An 18316-nucleotide genomic window follows, 5' to 3' on the forward strand; every position below is an offset into this window, starting at 1 on the left:
GGGAAGGCGGGCAGGAAATTCCCTGGAACGATTTTGCCACTATTGCAAATCGGAGTTAGGGCAACGTCTGGTCTATTACGACATTGATTCCCGACGCGCCGACCCTGACCGGCTGGCTAAGCCCCTGCAGGTCGCCCGGTTGGGGCATCGGGGATCCCGATTTAGATATCCTGGCGCCTACTACTACCTCGTCGCCAAAAGTCGATAGCTGCACCCCGGACCTCGCCATGGAGTCGTTCAAGGTAAAGCTTGCGGGAAGATCCTTGACTTGCAGGCGCAAGGTTGCCAAAGGTGCGCGTGGGCCGACCTTGGCGCGGGCGAAGACATAGAGACTGTCGTTCGGGGAAGCCTTGCCAACCATGGCTGGGCTCAGCGTCACCTTGCCGGAAAGGGTGCCGGAGGATGGTCCCCCAGCCCCTGCGGCTGCGGCCGACGCCGGTTGATTCTGTGCCGGGGGCGGGGTCTGGCTGCCAGGCGCGGATTGCTCCTGCGCCCTGGCTACGATGGAGCCCTTGCCGGCGGCAAGCGAGTTCGCTTCTGCAATGCTGTCGCGGACGGATTGCTCCAGTTGAGTGCCCGGTGGGACCAGCGCCAATAATTTCTCCCAGTACCCGGCCGCCTGCTTGTACCGCTTCTTCTCGAATTCGACAGTGCCCGCCAATGCCAGGGCTTTGGGGTTCCCCGGATCGAGACTCAATGCCTTATTGATCAATTCCTCCGGCTTGCCTATCAGGCTTCCGTCATTGACCATCGCCACGATGTCGGCATAGTCGGTGATGTATTCCGCATTGTCGGGGGACAACGCCATCACCTTTTCGTAGGCGCTTTTCGCGTCGGTGAAGCGCCGCATGATGGCATAAGTCCTGCCCAGCATGAGCCAGCCTTCCACATCGTCAGGCTGTTCCCGGAGGCGCGCCGTAAGGTTCTCCAGCACCGATGAAATATTCGCATGGCCGCCTTCTTCTTCCCCCGCGCCCGCCATCGGCATTTGCTCGGCAGCCGGCTGGGGCAGCAGCGCTTTGCTATTGCCCAGCCACAGATACAGGGAGACGGCAAGCAGCGGTATCGCCAGGACTGTCAACGCTACCGTGGCCACGTTTTTGTGGTTCCCGCCCATTATCGCGGTAGACATGGCTTCCTCCTGCGGGATATCCTGCAGCATCCGCTGCTGCAATTCCCGCTTGCTCTGCTCATATTGTTCCCTGGTAAGGATATCGCTGCGCAGATCATTGTCGAGTTCGGCCAGTTGATCCCGATAAACTGAGACGTTGGTCGAGTCGCGCTCCTCGCCGATTTCACGATTTCTTTTGCTCAGCAAGGTAGGCAGGACAAACAGCAAGGCGCCGACAATAAATATGCCGGCCACAACCCAGAATGACGTCATGCGTTGTTACCCTTGCTTTCCTCCAGCAGGGCTTCAGCCTGCCTGCGTTGCTGTTCGGATAGCACCGGTTCCTCGATCTGCTTGCGGCGGCGCTTGAGATAAACGACCAGTATTATCGCGCCGATTATCAGGAATACGAAGGGACCGAACCACAGAAGGATGGTGGTGGGTTTCATCGGCGGTCGGTAGAGCACGAAATCGCCATAGCGCGCGACCAGAAAATCGACGATTTCCTTGTCGCTCTTGTTCGCTTTCATCTGCTCGCGTATCTCACGCCGCAGATCGTTGGCAAAATCCGCTCTGGAACCGGCGAGGGATTCATTCTGGCATACCAGGCAACGCAAGTCCTCGGACAGGGCGATCATGCGCCGCTCGATTTCCGGGTCTTCCGCGACAGGCGCGGCTTCCTTGGCCCAGCCGTAAGGCAGGAGGAGAAATAAGAGCGCAAATAACAGGAGAAATTTATTCAAGCCTGAAAACCCTGAAACGATCATCCTTGCAGTTCCCTCACCAGCGGGAGTATCTTGTTTTGAAGCGCGTCCACTGTTACCGGGCCGATCTGCTTGTAGCGTATGACGCCGTTCTTGTCGATGACATACGTTTCCGGCACGCCGTAAACGCCGTATTCGATGCCTGTCCTGCCTTCCGGGTCCCTGGCGCTCGCTACATAGGGATCGCCAAACTGCCTGAGCCACTGCAGGGCCAGATCCCGTTCGTCCTTGTAGTTGAGGCCGTAGACCGGGACTATCCCGGCCTTGGACAGTTCGACCAGCAGCGGGTGCTCTTCGCGGCATGACACGCACCAGGAGGCCCATACGTTCAGCAGCCATACCTTGCCGAGATTGTCCTTCGATGTAAGCGTCTTGTCCGATGCATGGAGCTCCTCCAACTGGAACTCGGGAGCAGGCTTTCCAATCAGCGGCGAAGGAACCTGCCGCGGATTCAGATTGAGGCCGACGAGCAGGAACCCGACCAGGACGATAAAGGCGATCAGCGGAAGCAGGAAACGCATCAGACCTTCCCGCTCCGCGCGATCACGGGCGCAACCGGAGCCTTCCTGCCGGAGGGCGTTTTTTTACCGGAAGCTTTCTTGTCATCCGCAGGCTCGCGTTCCTTCCGCGAGGATAGGCGGTAGCGCCGGTCTGATACGGCCAGCCCGCCGCCGAACGCCATCAGCAGGCAGCCAAACCAGATCCAGTCCACGAATGGCTTGTGGTAGACCCGAACCACCCAGGCACCGTTTTCCAGCGGCTCGCCCAGTGCGACATAGAGGTCGCGAAAAATGCCGGTATCGATCGCCGCTTCCGTCATGGCCATGCCGGAAGCGTTGTAGACCCGTTTCTCCGGCTGCATGGCCTGGATTTTCTGGCCGTTACGCAGTACATCCATGTTGCCGATATCGGCAATATAGTTAGGTCCCTGGGATTTGCTGGCTCCATTGAAACGGAAGGTGTAGCCGCCGACTTCGACCGTATCGCCGATTTCCATGCGCACGTCTTTTTCGGTCTCATAGCCGCCGACCAGCGTCACGCCTATGATGAACACCGCTATGCCCAGGTGGGCGAAGTGCATGCCGTAGTAGCTGCGCGATTGCGCGGCCAGCTTCGCGAAGAACCCTTCCTTGCCACTGCTGCGGACCCGATGCAGCACGCTGGCGAATATGCTGGTGATGACCCAGAAGGCCAGCAGCAGGCCGAAGCTCACGAAGGGCTTCCATTCCCCCATCACGAAAGGCATCAACAGGGCGGTTACGACGCTCACGCCGAAAGCCCAGCGCAGCCGTATTGCCAGCTCGGGCAGGCTGGCCTGCTTCCAGCGTGCCAGGGGACCCAGGCCTATCAGGAAAATCGCTGGTGTCATCAATGGTACGAATACTGCCTCGAAGTAGGGCGGGCCGACGGATATCTTGCCGAGTTCGAGCGAATCCATGATCAGCGGATAAAGCGTGCCGAGCAGGATGCTGCCGGCAGCCACCATCATCAGCAGGTTGTTGGCGAGAAGGAGAGACTCGCGCGAGACCAGCTCGAATTTGCCGCCCAGCCCGATTTTCGGCGCGCGCCAGGCAAAAAGCAACAGGGAGAAGCCAATCACGATCACGAGGAAGGCCAGGATGAAAATACCGCGTTTCGGATCGGTGGCAAAAGCATGGACGGATGTCAGGACGCCCGAGCGGACCAGGAAGGTGCCAAGCAGGCTCAGCGAGAATGCGCAGATGGCAAGCAGCACGGTCCAGCTTTTGAAGCTGCCGCGTTTTTCCGTGACAGCCAGTGAATGCACCAGCGCGGTGCCCACCAGCCAGGGCATGAAGGATGCGTTCTCGACCGGATCCCAGAACCACCAGCCGCCCCAGCCCAGTTCATAATATGCCCACCAGCTCCCCAGCATGATGCCGATGGTGAGGAAAAGCCAGGCAACCGTGGTCCAGGGACGTGACCAGCGCGCCCAGGTTGCATCCATCTGTCCGCTCAGCAAGGCAGAAATGGCGAAGGCGAATGCCACCGAGAAACCTACATAGCCCATGTAGAGCATGGGAGGATGGAATACCATGCCCGGATCCTGCAGAAGGGGATTGAGGTCGCTGCCTTCCGGCGCGCCGGGTAGAAGCCGGTCGAAAGGATTGGAGGTGAACAGCAGGAACAGCAGAAATCCCACGCTTACCAGGCCCATGACACCCAGCACGCGGGCAACCATGTCATCCGGCAGGCGGCGGCTGAATACGCTTACGGCGACCGACCAGGTCGCCAGCATCAATACCCATAGCAGCAGGGAACCTTCGTGGGAACCCCAGGTCGCCGCAAAACGGTATTCGAGGGGCAGCTTCGAATTGGAGTTCTGCGCCACGTTCATCACGGAAAAATCATTGTTGACGAACGAATAGGCGAGGCAGAAGAAGGCGATGGCGACAAAGACGAACTGTCCCTGCACCACCGGCCGGGCCAGCGCAACCCATGAGGGAATTCCCCGCGCCGCGCCGATGATGGGCAGGGTGCCCTGTATCAGCGCCAGCAGCATCGCAAGGATCAGAGCAAAATTACCGAGTTCTGGGATCATGGTAGTGGCTGTCCGTTATGAATTGGAAAAATTCGGATATTCAGATATTCGGATATGGAAGAAAGGAGCGATTACAGAAACTCTGCCGGCCTGCTATGCGAACCCTCTCCAGCGCTTATTGCATCACCGTTTTTCGGGCCTTTTCCGCCTGGTCGAGCGCACTGGCCGCTTCGGGAGGCATATAGTTTTCATCATGCTTGGCAAGGACCTCATCCGCGCGGAAAACGCCATCGCTTGCCAGTTTTCCCTGGGCCACCACGCCTTTGCCTTCCTTGAAAAGGTCAGGGAGAATGCCCGTATAGACCACCGGAATCACTTTTGCCGTATCGGTTACAACGAAATTCACGGTCACGCCGTCGCTCTGCCGCTTGACGCTGCCTTCTTCCACCAGTCCGCCGATCCGAAAGCTTTTTCCCACGGGAGCTTCGTTGGCGGCCACCTGGCTGGGACTGAAAAAGAATACGAGATTGCTCTGGAACGCGTTCAGCACAAGTATCGAGGCAACCCCCAGTGCCGTCACGCCGGAAGCGATAATTGCCAGTTTTTTATGACGCGGTTTCATTTATTTTCTCTTGTTTGTTTGACTGATGAATCAGACTGAGATGCCTCATCAAAGTTCGCCTACGGTTAAAAACAAGAATAACCTCCCCGGCGATGCAGACAATCGCCACCAGATAGGAGCCCCAGACGTAAAGCCCATACCCGCCCATGGAAAAAAAATCGGACATGCTGGCCCAGTTCAACGTGTGACTCCCTGTAATTGCAATTCTCCCACCCAGGCGGTATGACGTTCCCGCTCCAGGATGATGGCGCGGGTGCGTATCAATATCACGGCGATGGCATACATCCAGCAGGCAAGCGACATGATCAGCATGCCGGTCAGCATCGTGGTTGCCATCTTCGGCGATTGGGTCAGGCTGACGGTGGCGCCCTGGTGCAGCGTATTCCACCATTTCACCGAGAAATAGATGATCGGGATGTTCACCACCCCTACGAGGGCAATCATGGCCCCGGCCTTGTCGGCACGCCGCGGATCATCTATTGCGGCCTGCAGGGACATGAAACCGATGTACAGGAACAGCAGGATCAATTCGGACGTAAGCCGCGCATCCCATACCCACCAGGTACCCCACATGGGTTTGCCCCACAGCGCGCCCGTCCACAAGGCAAGAAAAGTGAACATTGCTCCCGTCGGCGCAATGGCGGTCGCGACCATCGATGAAAGGCGGGTATTGAAGGCAAGGCCGATGCCGGACCATATTGCCATGATGACATAGAGAAACATGGACAACCACGCGGCGGGCACATGGATGAAAATGATCCGGTAGGCCTCCCCCTGCTGGAAATCGGTCGGAGCCACAAAAAAACCGATATAAAGTCCTGCCGCGCCCAAGACGATCGCAGCGATGGAAAACAGCGGAATCATCTTGCCGGCGAGAAAATAGAAACTCGCGGGAGACGAATATTTGAACCAGTTTATCGCCATGTCAAATACTAAAAACCATAGCTTGGATGCAGTGCTTCAGTGAGTAACTCGCAATTTTAACCTAAAAACCTTGAATTCAGAATTGGTTTCTTCATGAATCGTGCACGTCGCCGCGGGACACCGGTGAGCGAGTCATTCGGGGAAGAGTCCCGGCGGAGAGGCTCGGCGGCGCTTTTTCCTGGGCTATCTCTCCTGCCACATTTCCGCCGATCCTGTTCCTTCCGGTTCTCTGCACCATACAGGCCGTACTCCTATTCCATAGAGATGCGCAGCGATGCGCCCGCGGTCCAGGGCGCCAGCACCACGGAGGCCAGCAGGAACGCTCCCAGCAGGGACATATGCGCCCCGGCCCCCAGGCCCGCGGCGCTCGCTTCCACCGCGCCCGCACCAAAAATCAGGACGGGTATATAGAGCGGCAATACCAGGAGCGAAACCAGGACACCGCCGCCGCGCAGCCCCAGGGTCAGCGCTGCACCAATGGCGCCGATCAGGCTCAGCACCGGCGTGCCCAGCAGCAGGGAGGCGGTCAGCACCAGCAGCGCCTCTCCCGTAAGGTCATACTGTATCCCCAGCACCGGGGCCATCAGCACCAGCGGCACCCCGGTAACCAGCCAGTGGGCCAGTGCCTTGCCCAGCACCAGCATGGATAACGATTGAGGCGAGAGCAGCATCTGTTCCAGCGTACCGTCCAGATGATCGCTGGCGAACATCCGTCCCAGCGACAGCATCGAGGCCAGTAGCGCCGCCACCCAGACCACGCCGGGGGCCATGGTGCGAAGCATGTTCATTTCCGGCCCCACGCCGAGGGGAAACAGGCTCACCACGATAATGAAAAAGAATAGTGTCGTCAGGACGTCCGAGCGCCGCCGCATGGCAAGCAGGAGATCACGTCGGATTATCCAGAAAAACATGTCAGGCGAGCTTCAGTTGCTGGGTTGCACCGGCGGCAATTTCGAGTTCCTGGTGGGTGGTCATCACGATCATCCCGCCATGCTCCAGATGCCGCTCCATCAGGCCCCGCACCAGTTTGACCGCGGCCGTGTCCAGAGCGGTGAGCGGCTCGTCCAGTATCCACAATGCCGTGCCGCAAACCAGCAGCCGCGCCAGCGTCACCCTGCGCCGCTGTCCCTGCGACAGGACCTTGGCGGGCAGCAGTTCCCGGCCGCCCAGTCCCATGTGCTGCAAGGCGTCGTGCGCCTGTTTTTCATCGATATCGACGCCAGCCAGCGCGCTGGAAACGCGCAGGTTCTCGATCGCGGTCAGGTCATCCTTTACGCCGCCCAGATGGCCCAGATAAGTTATCGCGGCATAGTACTCTCCCTTGAGCGCGCGAATGCTCGCGCCATCCCACAGGATTTCGCCCTGCGCGGGAAGCGCCAGCCCGCACAGCATGCGCAGCAGGCTGGTCTTGCCGCTGCCATTGGGCCCCTGGACCTGCATCAGCCCGCCGGACTCGAGGGTGAAATCTATGCCATGGAACAGGCGGCGGTCGCCCCGCACGCACTCCAGGCTTTTTCCTTGCAGCACCGGCATTTATTCGGGCCAAAAAAACCGGCATTATAGCGCATCGAAGCAGCTCACCTGTTTTGAATATCAATGCAAACAGCAGGCGGCTTACGCTTGCAGAAGAATAGCAGGCTAGACTAGATCCACTCGCCCGCTGTGCATCGATTATGTGATGGCGAAGTCTCGGTCTCCGAACACTTAGCCTGCAAGATTCTTGGTTAAGCATTGCTCCATCCAGCGCGAGAAGCCAAAAGGCCGCGCTCATGACGAGACGTTGACCTCCGACATCCAGGTCGCTTACTAGGCACAGCTGCTATGGGTATCGCAGGATCACTGCGATGCTGCGATCTGACAGCTGGACGGTGACGAGGCAAACTTTTTAACTTAGCATGATAAGCTTGAGCCGAATTTTCACATGAGCACTAATCGCCGCATTCTAGTTGATAACGCCACATTGAGCGGTGTTGAACGCATCACCGGCATTAGCCAGACGTTGAATCTGAACAATATCGATAACGATATTCTCTGCCTCGAAAAGTTGATCACTGCGATCTTGTTCAGCGACGAACTCATTGGCGTCGATGATTATAAGAATGAGTTTCGCTCAAGCAGGTTGAAAAACTTTGACTTCATTAGGTTCTCTAAAATTGACCAACCTACCTATGCAGTGCTCGCAACAGACGCAGCGAGGTTTGCGAGTAGCATGGCCTTTTCATTCGAGGGCTCCAAACCGGCTGGTGATGTCATTAGTTTTTTCGAGGCTCTTCGGATTGATCCACAGTTGCGGTGGGACGTTTGGGCTTCAAGCGAATATCTAAGGAAGCGCTGAGCAAATCATCATTTGATCGAAGATGGCACGAGCAGGCGGCACTCATTCATCATTTACATCGACGCGGGCAAGAAATGCCTGCTCTGCTCCTGTTTTTGGGCGGCATTTGCCCTGTTTTCCCGCGAATTTCATCGTTTCGCCTATTTCAGGACGCACCTTGGGCGTCGAGTGCAAACCGTCGCCGCCTGGCGATCAGCAGATTGGCCAATCCGAAGAGGGTATAAAGCTGTGCCGTGTTTTTGGCCAGTCCGCGATAGCGCACCTTCTTCATGCCGAAGAGGTTCTTGACGATGTGGAAGGGATGCTCGACCTTGGCCCGCACACTCGCCTTGATCTGCTCGATCTGCTCCTTCAGGCGGCCAATTGGAGTATCCGGCAACGTCTTGCGCTTGCCGGGGCGCATCGCTACTTCCCATTGAACTTCGGTATTCAGGTTCTCTTCCCGTTTCTCGACACCCTGATAGCCAGCGTCGCCAAAGACAACCTTCTCATTCCCATGCAACAGCGCATGGGCTTGGGTAACGTCATGGGTATTGGCTGGCGTGGTAACCAGCGTATGGGTAATGCCAGACTCGACATCGACGCCAATGTGGGCCTTCATGCCAAAGTGCCACTGGTTGCCTTTCCTGGCTTGGTGCATCTCTGGATCACGCCCGCCACTCTGGTTTTTGGTCGAGGACGGGGCTGCGATGATCGTCGCATCGACGACGGTGCCCTCCTTGAGAATCAACCCCTTCACGGCCAGCAAGGTATTGATGGCGGCAAAGATGCGCTCGGTCAGCTTGTTGTCTTCAAGCAGGCGACGGAACTTGAGCAGGGTGGTGGCATCCGGTGCCGACTCACGCAACAGGTCAATCCCGACAAAGGACCGGAGAGCCTGACTGTCGTAAATGGCATCTTCAATGCCTTCATCCGAAAGACCAAAGCATTGCTGGGCGATGTACATGCGCAGCATGCGTTCCACGCCAATCGGTGGACGACCACGGCCTGTGCCCTTGGGGTAGAATGGCTCAATCTCGGCCACCAGTGCCAACCACGGTGTCACAGCATTGATCTGGCCGAGAAATCGGTCGCGTCGCGTCACCTTCTTCTTCGCCGCGTATTCCAGGTCAGAAAAACTCCCTTGCATCGCCAAGTGCCTATCTGTTTTCAATGCACCAATTCTCGCATGTCATCCACTGCCTCCGTTCGTCAAAATGCATTAAATCAGCGTTTCCCTAGATCAGTCATGCGCAAGCCTCATGAAAAAATACGCAATCTCGACGGAAAGTGGTTTGCAATTTTCCTTGTCGCTGGGACTGACGGGTATAAGCCTGGGCACCAACGTAAAGCTCAATCAGCTTTTCCGGTTCTATAAAAATAAACCCTTTACCCGCATTTTCCGAAATATCGCACAGGACATGCTCAACGTAGAGCGACTTGGGGGGCTGCATGATAAAGTTTGCTCCTCGATCCGGAAGCACTCTAAGGCAACTCACCTCAAAATTTCGATGACGCCAAAATATATGGAGCACAAGGAAAACGAGTATAGTCGCCCTGCAAAGCTATAGGGCGCTTGTTATATGCGGGCCGACAACCAACCTACTGCTTTCGACCATTTCGGCGTTCGCGACCATACCACAAGCAGTTATCTATCAAGTGGTTGCTCACTTGAGTCATGAGTAGCGAGCTAGGGTTCGGCTACTTCGAAGCCAAGGTTGCGATGAATGTTACCGGGTGACGTCAGCAATCGTTGCATGCATGGGAGAGACAGGCGCGGCACGGCTACCGCGCCGTCTTCCATGCAGCATGCTTCCGCCTTGCGCTACGGAAGGGTGGGATGCATTCCCGTGAGTTTATGGCGTGGAGGGAGGGCTGCGTTCCAGTGCCGCCCGGTCCCAATGCGCCAAGGTGGCGGCGGCATCGTAGGTGGTCTGCAGAAACGAGAACAATGCCCGATCAGGTTGCTCCGCGGTGCGCACGGCTTCATAGGGAAGGATGAATTCACCCAGTTTTTCATGGAAATAGGCGGCCTGCGGTTGGACCGGGTAGCTGTCGAAGCCGGGAGGAGTCGGATAAGCGTAGGCATAGAAGGCCGCTTCGCCCAGGCCGGCACCCGCCCAGAAGCCGGCGCTGGACACTTCATGCGAATAGGCTTCTTCCATTACCCACGCCGCGACGTTGGGCGCTCCGCCCGGATGCTTCGGCGCGGTTCTTCCGGAAAAACGCGTCGCCGCCAGGTCGAACGCTCCCCAGAAAAAGTGTACCGGACTTGCCTTGCCTATGAATCCCGCCCTGAACTCCTTCAGGACGCGGTCGGCCTGCACCAGCGCCCGCCAGAAGCGATTGACGGCATCGGCATCGTAGCTTGCATGCTGAGTATCTTTCTCGAAGGGTATCGCCACTTCCATTTCGACCGGCCGGGCGAGGATCCTGACGTGGATATCCAGTTCGTCCAGCGCCCGCATGATTTTGCGGTAGAACTCGGCCACGGTCATGGGACCCAGAGGAAATGCCCGCTGTTCCCCTGACGAGGTGGTGATGAGCAGCCTGTGTTCGACAAAGTCGAAATCGATGGCGAACGTGAAAGACCCATAGGGAACAGGCGAGGTCGTCAGGCCACGCGAGGCGACGTACAGCGTGCTACCCCAGCAATGATTGATATGCGGAGAGAGCGTCAGCCGGATTTTGCCGGCGATCTGTGTCCACATGTGGACGGTGCTGCAGGTATCCTGCCAGTTTTCCAGCGGTTGCAGTTCTGGCCATGCATCGCGTGTATCGGGCACGTTTTCTGCTGTCATGATCGTTCCTCTTCAATCAAGAGACACTGCATCATGCTGTCATCGCGCGCGTCGTCGATTAACCATTTGACCCTCGGATACAGGCCGATCGCCGTGGACAGGCGGACCGGCTGCTCATCCGCTATCAGCACACTGTGAAACTGTGTCAGCCGAGATCCGGGCAAGGCCCGCATGTTCCCGCTTCATGATCGTAGCAGCCGCATTCTCCCGTATCTTCGTTGCACACGACTATAAGTACGGAAGGGCCGTCCGTTTCCGGTGAGCCTGAAGATGAGATTCTGAAATTTGACCAATGAACCGGCGTCCCATGTAGCCGATTCATTATGGCGCTCATTTCCTGCACTTTGCCCGTGATTTCTTCGAATAAACGGCCCATTCGCTCCCGATCCTGGCCTTTGAGAGGTATGAGGGATTTCAATTTCTTTTTCGTGGATTTAGGCATATTCAAAATCCTCCTTGCTTGTTCGAGAAAACCAACCAGTTTTGCTGTCTGGTCGATGTATCCATCACAATATTTTTTATAGACCGGATTGTTTCGAATAGCAAGAAATCATCTTCTTGAAATTGGAAGATAAGTCCAGGCGATCTTCTTGCGGTGCCTGCCAAGATTTTGATCTAACTCGGTTAACGCTGCGACGATAAGTTTTTGATGTATTTAACAGGAGGTAATCATTCTTCTTGGGCCAATTTTTCCGGTTCTCCCTGTTAAAATACAGGATTTTCTTTTCGCTACATCATCAAGGATCATGCATTCGGACATTTGTAATGCAGGATGAGGATATCGCGTTCAATGAATGCTTGAGAGCATCCTTAATGAGAGCTTCCTCAATCCAGGCCTGTCCTGAACTATTCCGGCGTTATGAAGCTGTGGGCGATGTCTCCATGGGAATTTTTATGTCCAAAATGAACAAACCTGACCCGGGCGATACTGATTTCATGCGTTCTGCGCTCGAGCTTGCAGAGGCGGGGCGGGAGGCGGGCGAGGTGCCTGTCGGCGCCATCATAGTGAAAGATGGGCTGGTCGTCGGGCAGGGATATAATCGTCCCATCTCGGCGGTGGATCCTACCGCGCATGCGGAAGTCATGGCATTGCGCGAGGCGGCGCGCTGCCTGGGCAATTATCGCCTGGGCGGCTGTACGCTCTATGTCACGCTCGAACCCTGCGCCATGTGCGTGGGCGCGATCTTCCACGCCCGCATCGCACGGCTGGTCTATGGCGCGCCCGACTCCAAGACCGGCGCCTGCGGCAGCGTGATAGACCTGCCCGCGGAGGGGCGGCTCAATCATCATGTGCAGGTCGCGAGCGGAGTGCTGGCAGAGGAGTGCGCCAGGATGCTGAGGCAATTTTTCGCGGACCGCCGCCGGACGGGAATGAATGCGCATCAGGGGTGCGGATGAAAATCATCATCCATATTCCTTCCCAGGAACTTGATATCCTGGACGACAGTGGGGATATTCTCAGGCGCTACCGCATCTCTTCCGCCCGGTATGGCACCGGGCAGCAGCGCGGCAGCTTCCGCACGCCCCTGGGCAGGCACATCATTCGTGCCAAGGTTGGGGCCGGGCAGCCGGTCAATACCGTATTCGTGCGGCGGCGTCCTACGGGCGAGATCTACAGCCCCGAACTGGGCGCTGCCTTCCCCCGCCGCGACTGGATCCTGACCCGCATCCTGTGGCTTTCGGGACGCGAGCCCGGCTTCAACCGGCTGGGCGCGGTGGATACGATGCGCCGCTATATCTATATCCACGGAAGTCCGGATAGTGTGGAGATGGGCAAGCCGGGGTCCATCGGCTGCATCCGGATGCGCAACCGGGATCTGGTGGAATTGTTCGACCTGGTGGATGCCGGGACCGAGGTCGATATTGGCTGCTGACAGGCATTCTGGAGCATCCAGCACATCGTCTCCACAATCCACACCAGCCATGAACCGTGCAGTCATAAAAAAGGGTGGTCGGAGCGGAATCGGCCGATATTCGACCATGGGTGCGGTATGGTGGCGCGGGCTTTGATAGACTGCGCCACACTTTACCGGTTCCGGCAAGGCTGTAACAAATGGCAAGTATAATGGGTGGCTTGGCAAGGTTGCTGTTGTTTGAGGAAGAGTTTCTGGACACCGGGGAAGGCAAGCGCGACCGGAAGAGCCATGGGGCTGGATTTCACAGGATAAAAACCATGTTGCTATTGAGGTTATTTGTTCGGAAGAGCCTTTTGCGGTATCATTGGGAGCTATGACAAAGTATGTATTCGTGACGGGTGGCGTCGTATCTTCCCTCGGGAAGGGCATCGCGGCCGCTTCTCTCGCAGCCATACTTGAAACGCGCGGAATCAAAGTTACTCTGCTCAAGCTGGACCCCTATATCAACGTGGATCCCGGCACCATGAGCCCGTTCCAGCATGGTGAAGTATTTGTCACCGAGGATGGGGCGGAAACCGATCTCGATCTGGGGCATTACGAGCGTTTTATCAGCTCGCGGATGAGCAAGCGCAACAACTTCACCACCGGCCAGATTTACGAAAGCGTTATCAAGAAGGAGCGGCGAGGCGATTACCTGGGCGGCACCGTCCAGGTCATTCCGCACATCACCGATGAAATCAAGCTGCATATCAAGGCCGGGGCGGGCGATGCGCAGGTCGCGATTGTCGAGATAGGAGGGACCGTCGGCGACATCGAATCGCTGCCTTTCCTGGAAGCCATCCGGCAAATGGCGGTGCAACTGCCGCGAGAGGACACCTGTTTCGTCCACCTGACGTTGCTGCCTTATATCGCGACGGCGGGGGAATTGAAAACCAAACCTACCCAGCATTCCGTGAAAGAGTTGCGCGAAATCGGCATTCAACCGGACGTGGTGCTGTGCCGTGCCGAGCGTGAATTGCCCACCGACGAACGGCGCAAGATCGCGCTGTTCACCAATGTGCGCGAAGAAGCAGTGATCCTGGCAGTGGATGTGGACAGCATTTACAAGATCCCCGGGTTGCTGCACGACCAGATGCTGGATGAAATCGTATGCCACAAGCTGAGCATTCTGGCAAAGGCAGCGGATCTCAGTACCTGGAAAAATCTGGTCTATGCGCTGGAGCATCCGGAACGGACGATAGAAATCGCGCTGGTGGGAAAGTATGTGGATCTGAAGGAGTCCTATAAATCCCTGTCGGAGGCGCTGACCCATGCAGGGATCCACACGCGCACGCGCATCAATATCCATTACACCGATTCCGAAAGCATCGAAAAAGCGGGGACGGATTGCCTTTCGGGCATGGACGCGATACTCGTGCCAGGCGGTTTCGGCAAGCGAGGGGTGGAAGGCAAGATCATGGCCATCCGCCACGCGCGCGAAAACCGTATACCTTATCTTGGCATTTGTCTCGGCATGCAACTGGCGGTAATCGAGTATGCGCGCAATAAAGCCGGAATGAAGGGCGCGCATAGCACGGAATTTGGTCCTGACACATCCTATCCTGTCATCGCGCTTACCACGGAGTGGCGTAACCGTGAAGGCGGGTTGGAAGTCCGCTCCGTAGGGTCCGACCTGGGAGGCACCATGCGTCTGGGCGGGCAGGAGTGCCTGTTGAAAACAGAAACGCTGGTGCGTCATATATATGGGATGGAGAAAATCGTCGAACGGCACCGCCATCGCTATGAAGTCAACAATGAATACATCCCCCGCCTGGAACAGGCAGGGCTGCGCATAAGCGCGGTTTCCGCGGGAGAGTCGTTATGCGAAATGGTAGAACTGCAGCAAGCCGAGCATCCCTGGTTTGTCGCCTGCCAGTTTCACCCGGAATTTACCTCCACTCCCAAGGCGGGCCACCCGCTGTTCACGGCCTTCATCCAGGCCGCGGTCGATTTTGCGCGCAAGCGCAATACGGCTGAATCCACGGCTTCCGGCAGGTTAAAAAATATCGCACAAGCATAATCCATGAATTTGGCGTCGTCGAGGCGACTCCCTGTTCGGCAGGAAGCGAATGAGCTAGCCATACAGACCGGAATATCGAATACCGGCTCTTTTTATCTCCGGGGTATATGCCTGTGAGAGCCAAAACGCTTTTTGCAATAAAGCGTCTCCAGTCTCCAGATATTCAAACTATCAAGCAACAAAAATAATTCATAAACGACCAGGGAAAAATAGCATGAGTGCAATTGTAGATGTTATCGCGCGCGAAATTCTTGATTCACGGGGAAACCCTACCGTCGAGGCGGATGTATTGCTCGAATCCGGCGTGATGGGCAGGGCGGCCGTGCCTTCTGGCGCCTCCGTGGGAACCCGGGAAGCGATGGAACTGCGGGATGGAGATGCGCAGCGCTATTTTGGCAAGGGAGTATTGAAGGCCGTGGAGAACGTCAATACCGAGATCGCCGAGGCCATCATGGGGCTGGATGCGATGGAGCAGTTTTTTATTGACCAGACATTGACCGATCTCGATGGAACCGGCAATAAATCAAGGCTGGGCGCCAACGCCGTGCTCGCGGTTTCGCTGGCGGTAGCGAAAGCCGCGGCAGAGGAATCCGGATTGCCGCTATACCGGTATCTGGGCGGAGCGGGCCCCATGTCGATGCCAGTGCCGATGATGAACATCATCAATGGCGGCGCCCATGCCAATAACAAGCTGGACATGCAGGAATTCGTCATCATCCCACTGGGAGCGCAAAGCTTCAGGGAAGCGCTGCGGTGCGGGGCCGAGGTCTTTCATACATTGAGAGGGATGCTGGACAACAAGGGCATGAATACGGCGGTGGGAGACGAAGGCGGGTTCGCGCCCAGCCTGCCCAATAATGAGGCTGCATTGCAATTGCTGGTGGAGGCGATCGAGCGGGCGGGTTATATGCCCGGGCCCGACGTGGCGATAGGGGTGGATTGCGCCAGTTCCGAGTTTTTCAGGGACGGCCAGTATCATCTTGCCGCGGATGGCTTGACCCTCACGCCGGAGCAGTTTGCCGACTACCTCGGTACCTGGGTGGGAAAATATCCCATCCTCAGCATTGAGGATGGGATGAGCGAGCACGACTGGGATGGCTGGCGGTTTCTAACCGGGAAACTGGGAAAATCCGTGCAGTTGGTGGGAGACGACATCTTCGTCACGAATACCGGAATCCTGAAGGAAGGCATCGCGCAGGGAATCGGAAACTCGATCCTGATCAAGCCGAATCAGATAGGCACGCTCAGCGAAACCTTTTCGGCCATAGAAACCGCCAAGCGCGCAGGCTACACAGCGGTGATCTCTCACCGTTCGGGAGAAACGGAAGACACCACCATCGCGGATATCGCGGTAGCCACCAATGTGCTGCAGATCAAGGCCGGCTCGCTCTCCCGTTCCGATCGCCTGGCGAAATACAATCAACTGCTGCGAATCGAGGAAGACCTCGGGGATGCCGCAAGCTATCCCGGACGAGGGGCATACTATCAGTTGAGGTAATCTTGCGAGAACTGCAGGCAAGCGGATAGCTGACCATTGGATGCCCTGTGAAAGTATTGAGTTTTGTGCTGGTTGCTTTTATTGTCCTGCTGCAGTATCCGTTGTGGCTGGGGAAGGGCAGTTGGCTCAAGGTACGCGAGGTCGGCCAGCAGATACGGACGCAACACGAAATCAACCAGGAGCTTCAAATCCGCAACGCCGCGCTGGATGCGGAGGTGCGGGACCTCAAGCAGGGCCATGAAGCTATCGAGGAGCGTGCCCGGAGCGAGCTGGGAATGATCAGGAAGGAAGAGGTCTTTGTCCACATACTGGAGGGGGGAAAAGAAGGCAAGGAGAAGGAGGCCTCGCGATGAGCTCCATTCTTTCTTCGGAAACTCCTGGATGGGCCATCGCTAAACGCGTTGAGGGTAAATCCGGGCGGAATGCGCGGAATGCGAGCCGGCAGCGAAACGGCTGTGCTCAGGTGACCAGGTCGACCTTTCCCGTTTCAAGATTGTAAACGCCGCCCGCTACAAGTATTTTCCCCTCTGAGGCCAGTCTGCTCAGAATGGGCGGCTGTTTCCTCAGTTTTTCCGCCGTACGGATGACATTCACCTTGACTGTGTTGCCGAACAGTTCGCCGGGCATGTTTTTGGCAGCCCTGACCGCGGGGGCCAGCGCGCTTGCCAGGGACTGGATGTGGCCGGGAAACTGCTCGTTGTTTTGCACCGCCTTGATGGCGGCATCCACCGCTCCGCAGCCTTGATGGCCCAGCACCATGATCAGGGGTGCATGCAGCACGGCAACCGCATACTCCAGGGTGGCTACAAAATCCGTCGTTAGATAATTGCCGGCTACGCGCGCCACGAACAGGTCGCCCCGCTGCTCGTCAAAGCAGAACTCCGGGCTTACTCTCGAATCGGAACAGCTCAATATGCATGCATAAGGGTTCTGTCCGCCAACCAGCAGGGCGCGTTCGTCCGTAAAATTCAGTGGCCTGGATTGTCCCGATACATACCGGTTGTTGCCAGCCATCAATCTTTCCAGCGCGGCATCCGGCGCTATGATATTTTCAGGCAGCGGCCCCTTCTTTTTTGCGGCAAATCCTGTTCCTGCCGCGGCCGCGGCAAGCGCTGTCCCGAAACTCACGGCGGCTGCCGTCCTGAGAAACCGTCGCCGGTCATAGGAAGCCGCGGCAATCCCGTTGGCCTTGTCGTCCCTATCATGCGCATTGCACATGCGTATTCCGTTCCGCGCTATGATCTGGTTATGGGATCAGGTGAGGGGGTTGCTGTGCGTATGGGGCACGGAGGAGGAAGAATGCTGCTCGTGCCTGATTTCTACCGGCACCATATGCAGCTTGCCGTGCCGGACGCCACGAGTCGCCATCACCGTATTGGCGAAACTTTCGACGCTTCGGATATCGCCGCGGAGAATGACCACCTCCAGGCAGTTGTCGTGATCCATATGCACGTGCATGCTGGACAGCGTCAAGTCGTGATGGTCATGCTGCACCGCGGTAACGCGGCTGGCGAGATCGGTCTCGTGGTGATTGTAGATGTAGCTGAGAGTGGCGATACAGTGTCCCTCGCTTCCCTTGTCCAGGCGCGCGGCCTCCAGTTCTTCGCGTATCAGGTCGCGCATCGCCTCCGAGCGATTGGTGTACCCGCGCGCGCGTATGAATTGGTCAAACTGCTCACAGAGCTGGTTGTCGAGCGATATGGTAAGGCGTTCCATGGTACATAATATTCAGTATTTCAGCAGCCTGCTGACGTAACTGTCATCGACATGGAAGAGAGCTTCCCATTTACATATGGAATGTCGGCATTGAGGAAGCTTACCATGGAGTTATACCCGCGTTGCATGATTTGTGATTGATTTCCGGCTT

Annotated in this window: 20 protein-coding genes; 7 read left to right on the forward strand and 13 right to left on the reverse strand. The window is 57.0% G+C overall.

The annotated features are described in order from the left end of the window. Window positions 1-55: 55 nt before the first annotated feature. From ccmI to ccmA, 9 genes are all read right to left on the reverse strand, one after another. Entirely contained in the window at window positions 56-1384 is a 1329-nt protein-coding gene (ccmI, locus tag ACZ5CE_RS06095; RefSeq protein WP_464576950.1) for a c-type cytochrome biogenesis protein CcmI, read from the reverse strand. Further along, window positions 1381-1878, reverse strand: a complete 498-nt coding sequence (locus ACZ5CE_RS06100; RefSeq protein WP_464576952.1) for a cytochrome c-type biogenesis protein — start codon at window positions 1876-1878, stop codon at window positions 1381-1383. The genes ccmI and ACZ5CE_RS06100 overlap by 4 nt, the downstream gene beginning before the upstream one ends. Then, window positions 1875-2399 carry a DsbE family thiol:disulfide interchange protein gene (locus ACZ5CE_RS06105; RefSeq protein ID WP_464577443.1) on the reverse strand — a complete coding sequence of 175 codons (525 nt, stop codon included), beginning with the start codon at window positions 2397-2399 and terminating at the stop codon, window positions 1875-1877. The genes ACZ5CE_RS06100 and ACZ5CE_RS06105 overlap by 4 nt, the downstream gene beginning before the upstream one ends. Further along, the gene (locus ACZ5CE_RS06110; RefSeq protein WP_464576954.1) at window positions 2396-4435 is read right to left on the reverse strand and encodes a heme lyase CcmF/NrfE family subunit; all 2040 of its coding nucleotides are present in this window, start codon (window positions 4433-4435) and stop codon (window positions 2396-2398) included. Before ACZ5CE_RS06110 ends, ACZ5CE_RS06105 begins: the two co-directional genes overlap by 4 nt. A gap of 115 nt (window positions 4436-4550) precedes the next feature. Continuing rightward, the gene (gene ccmE, locus ACZ5CE_RS06115; RefSeq protein ID WP_464576956.1) at window positions 4551-4997 is read right to left on the reverse strand and encodes a cytochrome c maturation protein CcmE; all 447 of its coding nucleotides are present in this window, start codon (window positions 4995-4997) and stop codon (window positions 4551-4553) included. Further along, a complete protein-coding gene (ccmD, locus tag ACZ5CE_RS06120) occupies window positions 4981-5163 on the reverse strand; it encodes a heme exporter protein CcmD (protein ID WP_464577445.1) in 183 nt (60 codons plus the stop codon). Before ccmD ends, ccmE begins: the two co-directional genes overlap by 17 nt. 11 nt (window positions 5164-5174) lie before the next feature. Then, a complete protein-coding gene (ccmC, locus tag ACZ5CE_RS06125) occupies window positions 5175-5921 on the reverse strand; it encodes a heme ABC transporter permease CcmC (RefSeq protein WP_464576958.1) in 747 nt (248 codons plus the stop codon). 251 nt (window positions 5922-6172) lie between these two features. Further along, window positions 6173-6832, reverse strand: a complete 660-nt coding sequence (ccmB, locus tag ACZ5CE_RS06130; RefSeq protein WP_464576959.1) for a heme exporter protein CcmB — start codon at window positions 6830-6832, stop codon at window positions 6173-6175. A 1-nt stretch (window position 6833) separates the two neighbouring features. Then, window positions 6834-7454 (reverse strand): cytochrome c biogenesis heme-transporting ATPase CcmA, encoded by a 621-nt coding sequence (gene ccmA, locus ACZ5CE_RS06135; protein ID WP_464576961.1) that lies wholly within the window; start codon window positions 7452-7454, stop codon window positions 6834-6836. A gap of 388 nt (window positions 7455-7842) precedes the next feature. Between ccmA and ACZ5CE_RS06140 the strand changes: the two genes are divergently transcribed. Beyond that, window positions 7843-8256: a hypothetical protein gene (locus tag ACZ5CE_RS06140; RefSeq protein WP_464576963.1), complete on the forward strand. Its 414-nt coding sequence runs from the start codon at window positions 7843-7845 to the stop codon at window positions 8254-8256. Between the two features lie 145 nt (window positions 8257-8401). Here the strand turns inward: ACZ5CE_RS06140 and ACZ5CE_RS06145 are convergent, their stop codons facing one another. Beyond that, the gene (locus tag ACZ5CE_RS06145) at window positions 8402-9385 is read right to left on the reverse strand and encodes an IS5 family transposase (RefSeq protein ID WP_464576965.1); all 984 of its coding nucleotides are present in this window, start codon (window positions 9383-9385) and stop codon (window positions 8402-8404) included. Between the two features lie 112 nt (window positions 9386-9497). Between ACZ5CE_RS06145 and ACZ5CE_RS06150 the strand changes: the two genes are divergently transcribed. After that, window positions 9498-9806, forward strand: a complete 309-nt coding sequence (locus tag ACZ5CE_RS06150) for a hypothetical protein (RefSeq protein ID WP_464576967.1) — start codon at window positions 9498-9500, stop codon at window positions 9804-9806. Between the two features lie 285 nt (window positions 9807-10091). On the opposite strand, the gene ACZ5CE_RS06155 is transcribed toward ACZ5CE_RS06150, so the two are convergent. Further along, window positions 10092-11036, reverse strand: a complete 945-nt coding sequence (locus ACZ5CE_RS06155; RefSeq protein ID WP_464576969.1) for a DUF5996 family protein — start codon at window positions 11034-11036, stop codon at window positions 10092-10094. Between the two features lie 903 nt (window positions 11037-11939). Here ACZ5CE_RS06155 and tadA point away from each other — a divergent pair. From tadA to ftsB, 5 genes are all read left to right on the forward strand, one after another. Continuing rightward, complete coding sequence (gene tadA, locus ACZ5CE_RS06160) at window positions 11940-12434, forward strand: tRNA adenosine(34) deaminase TadA (protein WP_464577446.1); 495 nt, start codon at window positions 11940-11942, stop codon at window positions 12432-12434. Continuing rightward, on the forward strand, window positions 12431-12910 hold the full coding sequence (locus ACZ5CE_RS06165; protein WP_464576971.1) for a L,D-transpeptidase family protein: 480 nt from the start codon (window positions 12431-12433) through the stop codon (window positions 12908-12910). The genes tadA and ACZ5CE_RS06165 overlap by 4 nt, the downstream gene beginning before the upstream one ends. Before the next feature lie 355 nt (window positions 12911-13265). Next, the gene (locus ACZ5CE_RS06170; protein ID WP_464576973.1) at window positions 13266-14951 is read left to right on the forward strand and encodes a CTP synthase; all 1686 of its coding nucleotides are present in this window, start codon (window positions 13266-13268) and stop codon (window positions 14949-14951) included. A 214-nt stretch (window positions 14952-15165) separates the two neighbouring features. After that, window positions 15166-16449: a phosphopyruvate hydratase gene (gene eno, locus ACZ5CE_RS06175; RefSeq protein ID WP_464576975.1), complete on the forward strand. Its 1284-nt coding sequence runs from the start codon at window positions 15166-15168 to the stop codon at window positions 16447-16449. Window positions 16450-16496: 47 nt separating this feature from the next. Then, on the forward strand, window positions 16497-16802 hold the full coding sequence (ftsB, locus tag ACZ5CE_RS06180; RefSeq protein ID WP_464576976.1) for a cell division protein FtsB: 306 nt from the start codon (window positions 16497-16499) through the stop codon (window positions 16800-16802). A 106-nt stretch (window positions 16803-16908) separates the two neighbouring features. On the opposite strand, the gene ACZ5CE_RS06185 is transcribed toward ftsB, so the two are convergent. Beyond that, window positions 16909-17667 (reverse strand): carbonic anhydrase, encoded by a 759-nt coding sequence (locus tag ACZ5CE_RS06185; RefSeq protein ID WP_464576978.1) that lies wholly within the window; start codon window positions 17665-17667, stop codon window positions 16909-16911. A 36-nt stretch (window positions 17668-17703) separates the two neighbouring features. Next, window positions 17704-18165, reverse strand: coding sequence for a nickel-responsive transcriptional regulator NikR (nikR, locus tag ACZ5CE_RS06190; RefSeq protein ID WP_464576980.1), 462 nt, complete (start codon window positions 18163-18165; stop codon window positions 17704-17706). Between the last annotated feature and the right edge of the window lie 151 nt (window positions 18166-18316).

This window comes from Nitrosospira sp. TNL200 (assembly GCF_055386305.1).

Excerpts from the sequence above, each read along its gene's own strand:
- ccmI (WP_464576950.1), bottom strand. The coding sequence starts at position 1,384 with ATGACGTCATTCTGGGTTGTGGCCGGCATATTTATTGTCGGCGCCTTG.
- ACZ5CE_RS06100 (WP_464576952.1), bottom strand. The coding sequence starts at position 1,878 with ATGATCGTTTCAGGGTTTTCAGGCTTGAATAAATTTCTCCTGTTATTT.
- ACZ5CE_RS06110 (WP_464576954.1), bottom strand. The coding sequence starts at position 4,435 with ATGATCCCAGAACTCGGTAATTTTGCTCTGATCCTTGCGATGCTGCTG.
- ccmE (WP_464576956.1), bottom strand. The coding sequence starts at position 4,997 with ATGAAACCGCGTCATAAAAAACTGGCAATTATCGCTTCCGGCGTGACG.
- ccmD (WP_464577445.1), bottom strand. The coding sequence starts at position 5,163 with ATGTCCGATTTTTTTTCCATGGGCGGGTATGGGCTTTACGTCTGGGGC.
- ccmC (WP_464576958.1), bottom strand. The coding sequence starts at position 5,921 with ATGGCGATAAACTGGTTCAAATATTCGTCTCCCGCGAGTTTCTATTTT.
- ccmB (WP_464576959.1), bottom strand. The coding sequence starts at position 6,832 with ATGTTTTTCTGGATAATCCGACGTGATCTCCTGCTTGCCATGCGGCGG.
- ccmA (WP_464576961.1), bottom strand. The coding sequence starts at position 7,454 with ATGCCGGTGCTGCAAGGAAAAAGCCTGGAGTGCGTGCGGGGCGACCGC.
- ACZ5CE_RS06140 (WP_464576963.1), top strand. The coding sequence starts at position 7,843 with ATGAGCACTAATCGCCGCATTCTAGTTGATAACGCCACATTGAGCGGT.
- ACZ5CE_RS06145 (WP_464576965.1), bottom strand. The coding sequence starts at position 9,385 with ATGCAAGGGAGTTTTTCTGACCTGGAATACGCGGCGAAGAAGAAGGTG.
- ACZ5CE_RS06150 (WP_464576967.1), top strand. The coding sequence starts at position 9,498 with ATGAAAAAATACGCAATCTCGACGGAAAGTGGTTTGCAATTTTCCTTG.
- ACZ5CE_RS06155 (WP_464576969.1), bottom strand. The coding sequence starts at position 11,036 with ATGACAGCAGAAAACGTGCCCGATACACGCGATGCATGGCCAGAACTG.
- tadA (WP_464577446.1), top strand. The coding sequence starts at position 11,940 with ATGAACAAACCTGACCCGGGCGATACTGATTTCATGCGTTCTGCGCTC.
- ACZ5CE_RS06165 (WP_464576971.1), top strand. The coding sequence starts at position 12,431 with ATGAAAATCATCATCCATATTCCTTCCCAGGAACTTGATATCCTGGAC.
- ACZ5CE_RS06170 (WP_464576973.1), top strand. The coding sequence starts at position 13,266 with ATGACAAAGTATGTATTCGTGACGGGTGGCGTCGTATCTTCCCTCGGG.
- eno (WP_464576975.1), top strand. The coding sequence starts at position 15,166 with ATGAGTGCAATTGTAGATGTTATCGCGCGCGAAATTCTTGATTCACGG.
- ACZ5CE_RS06185 (WP_464576978.1), bottom strand. The coding sequence starts at position 17,667 with ATGTGCAATGCGCATGATAGGGACGACAAGGCCAACGGGATTGCCGCG.
- nikR (WP_464576980.1), bottom strand. The coding sequence starts at position 18,165 with ATGGAACGCCTTACCATATCGCTCGACAACCAGCTCTGTGAGCAGTTT.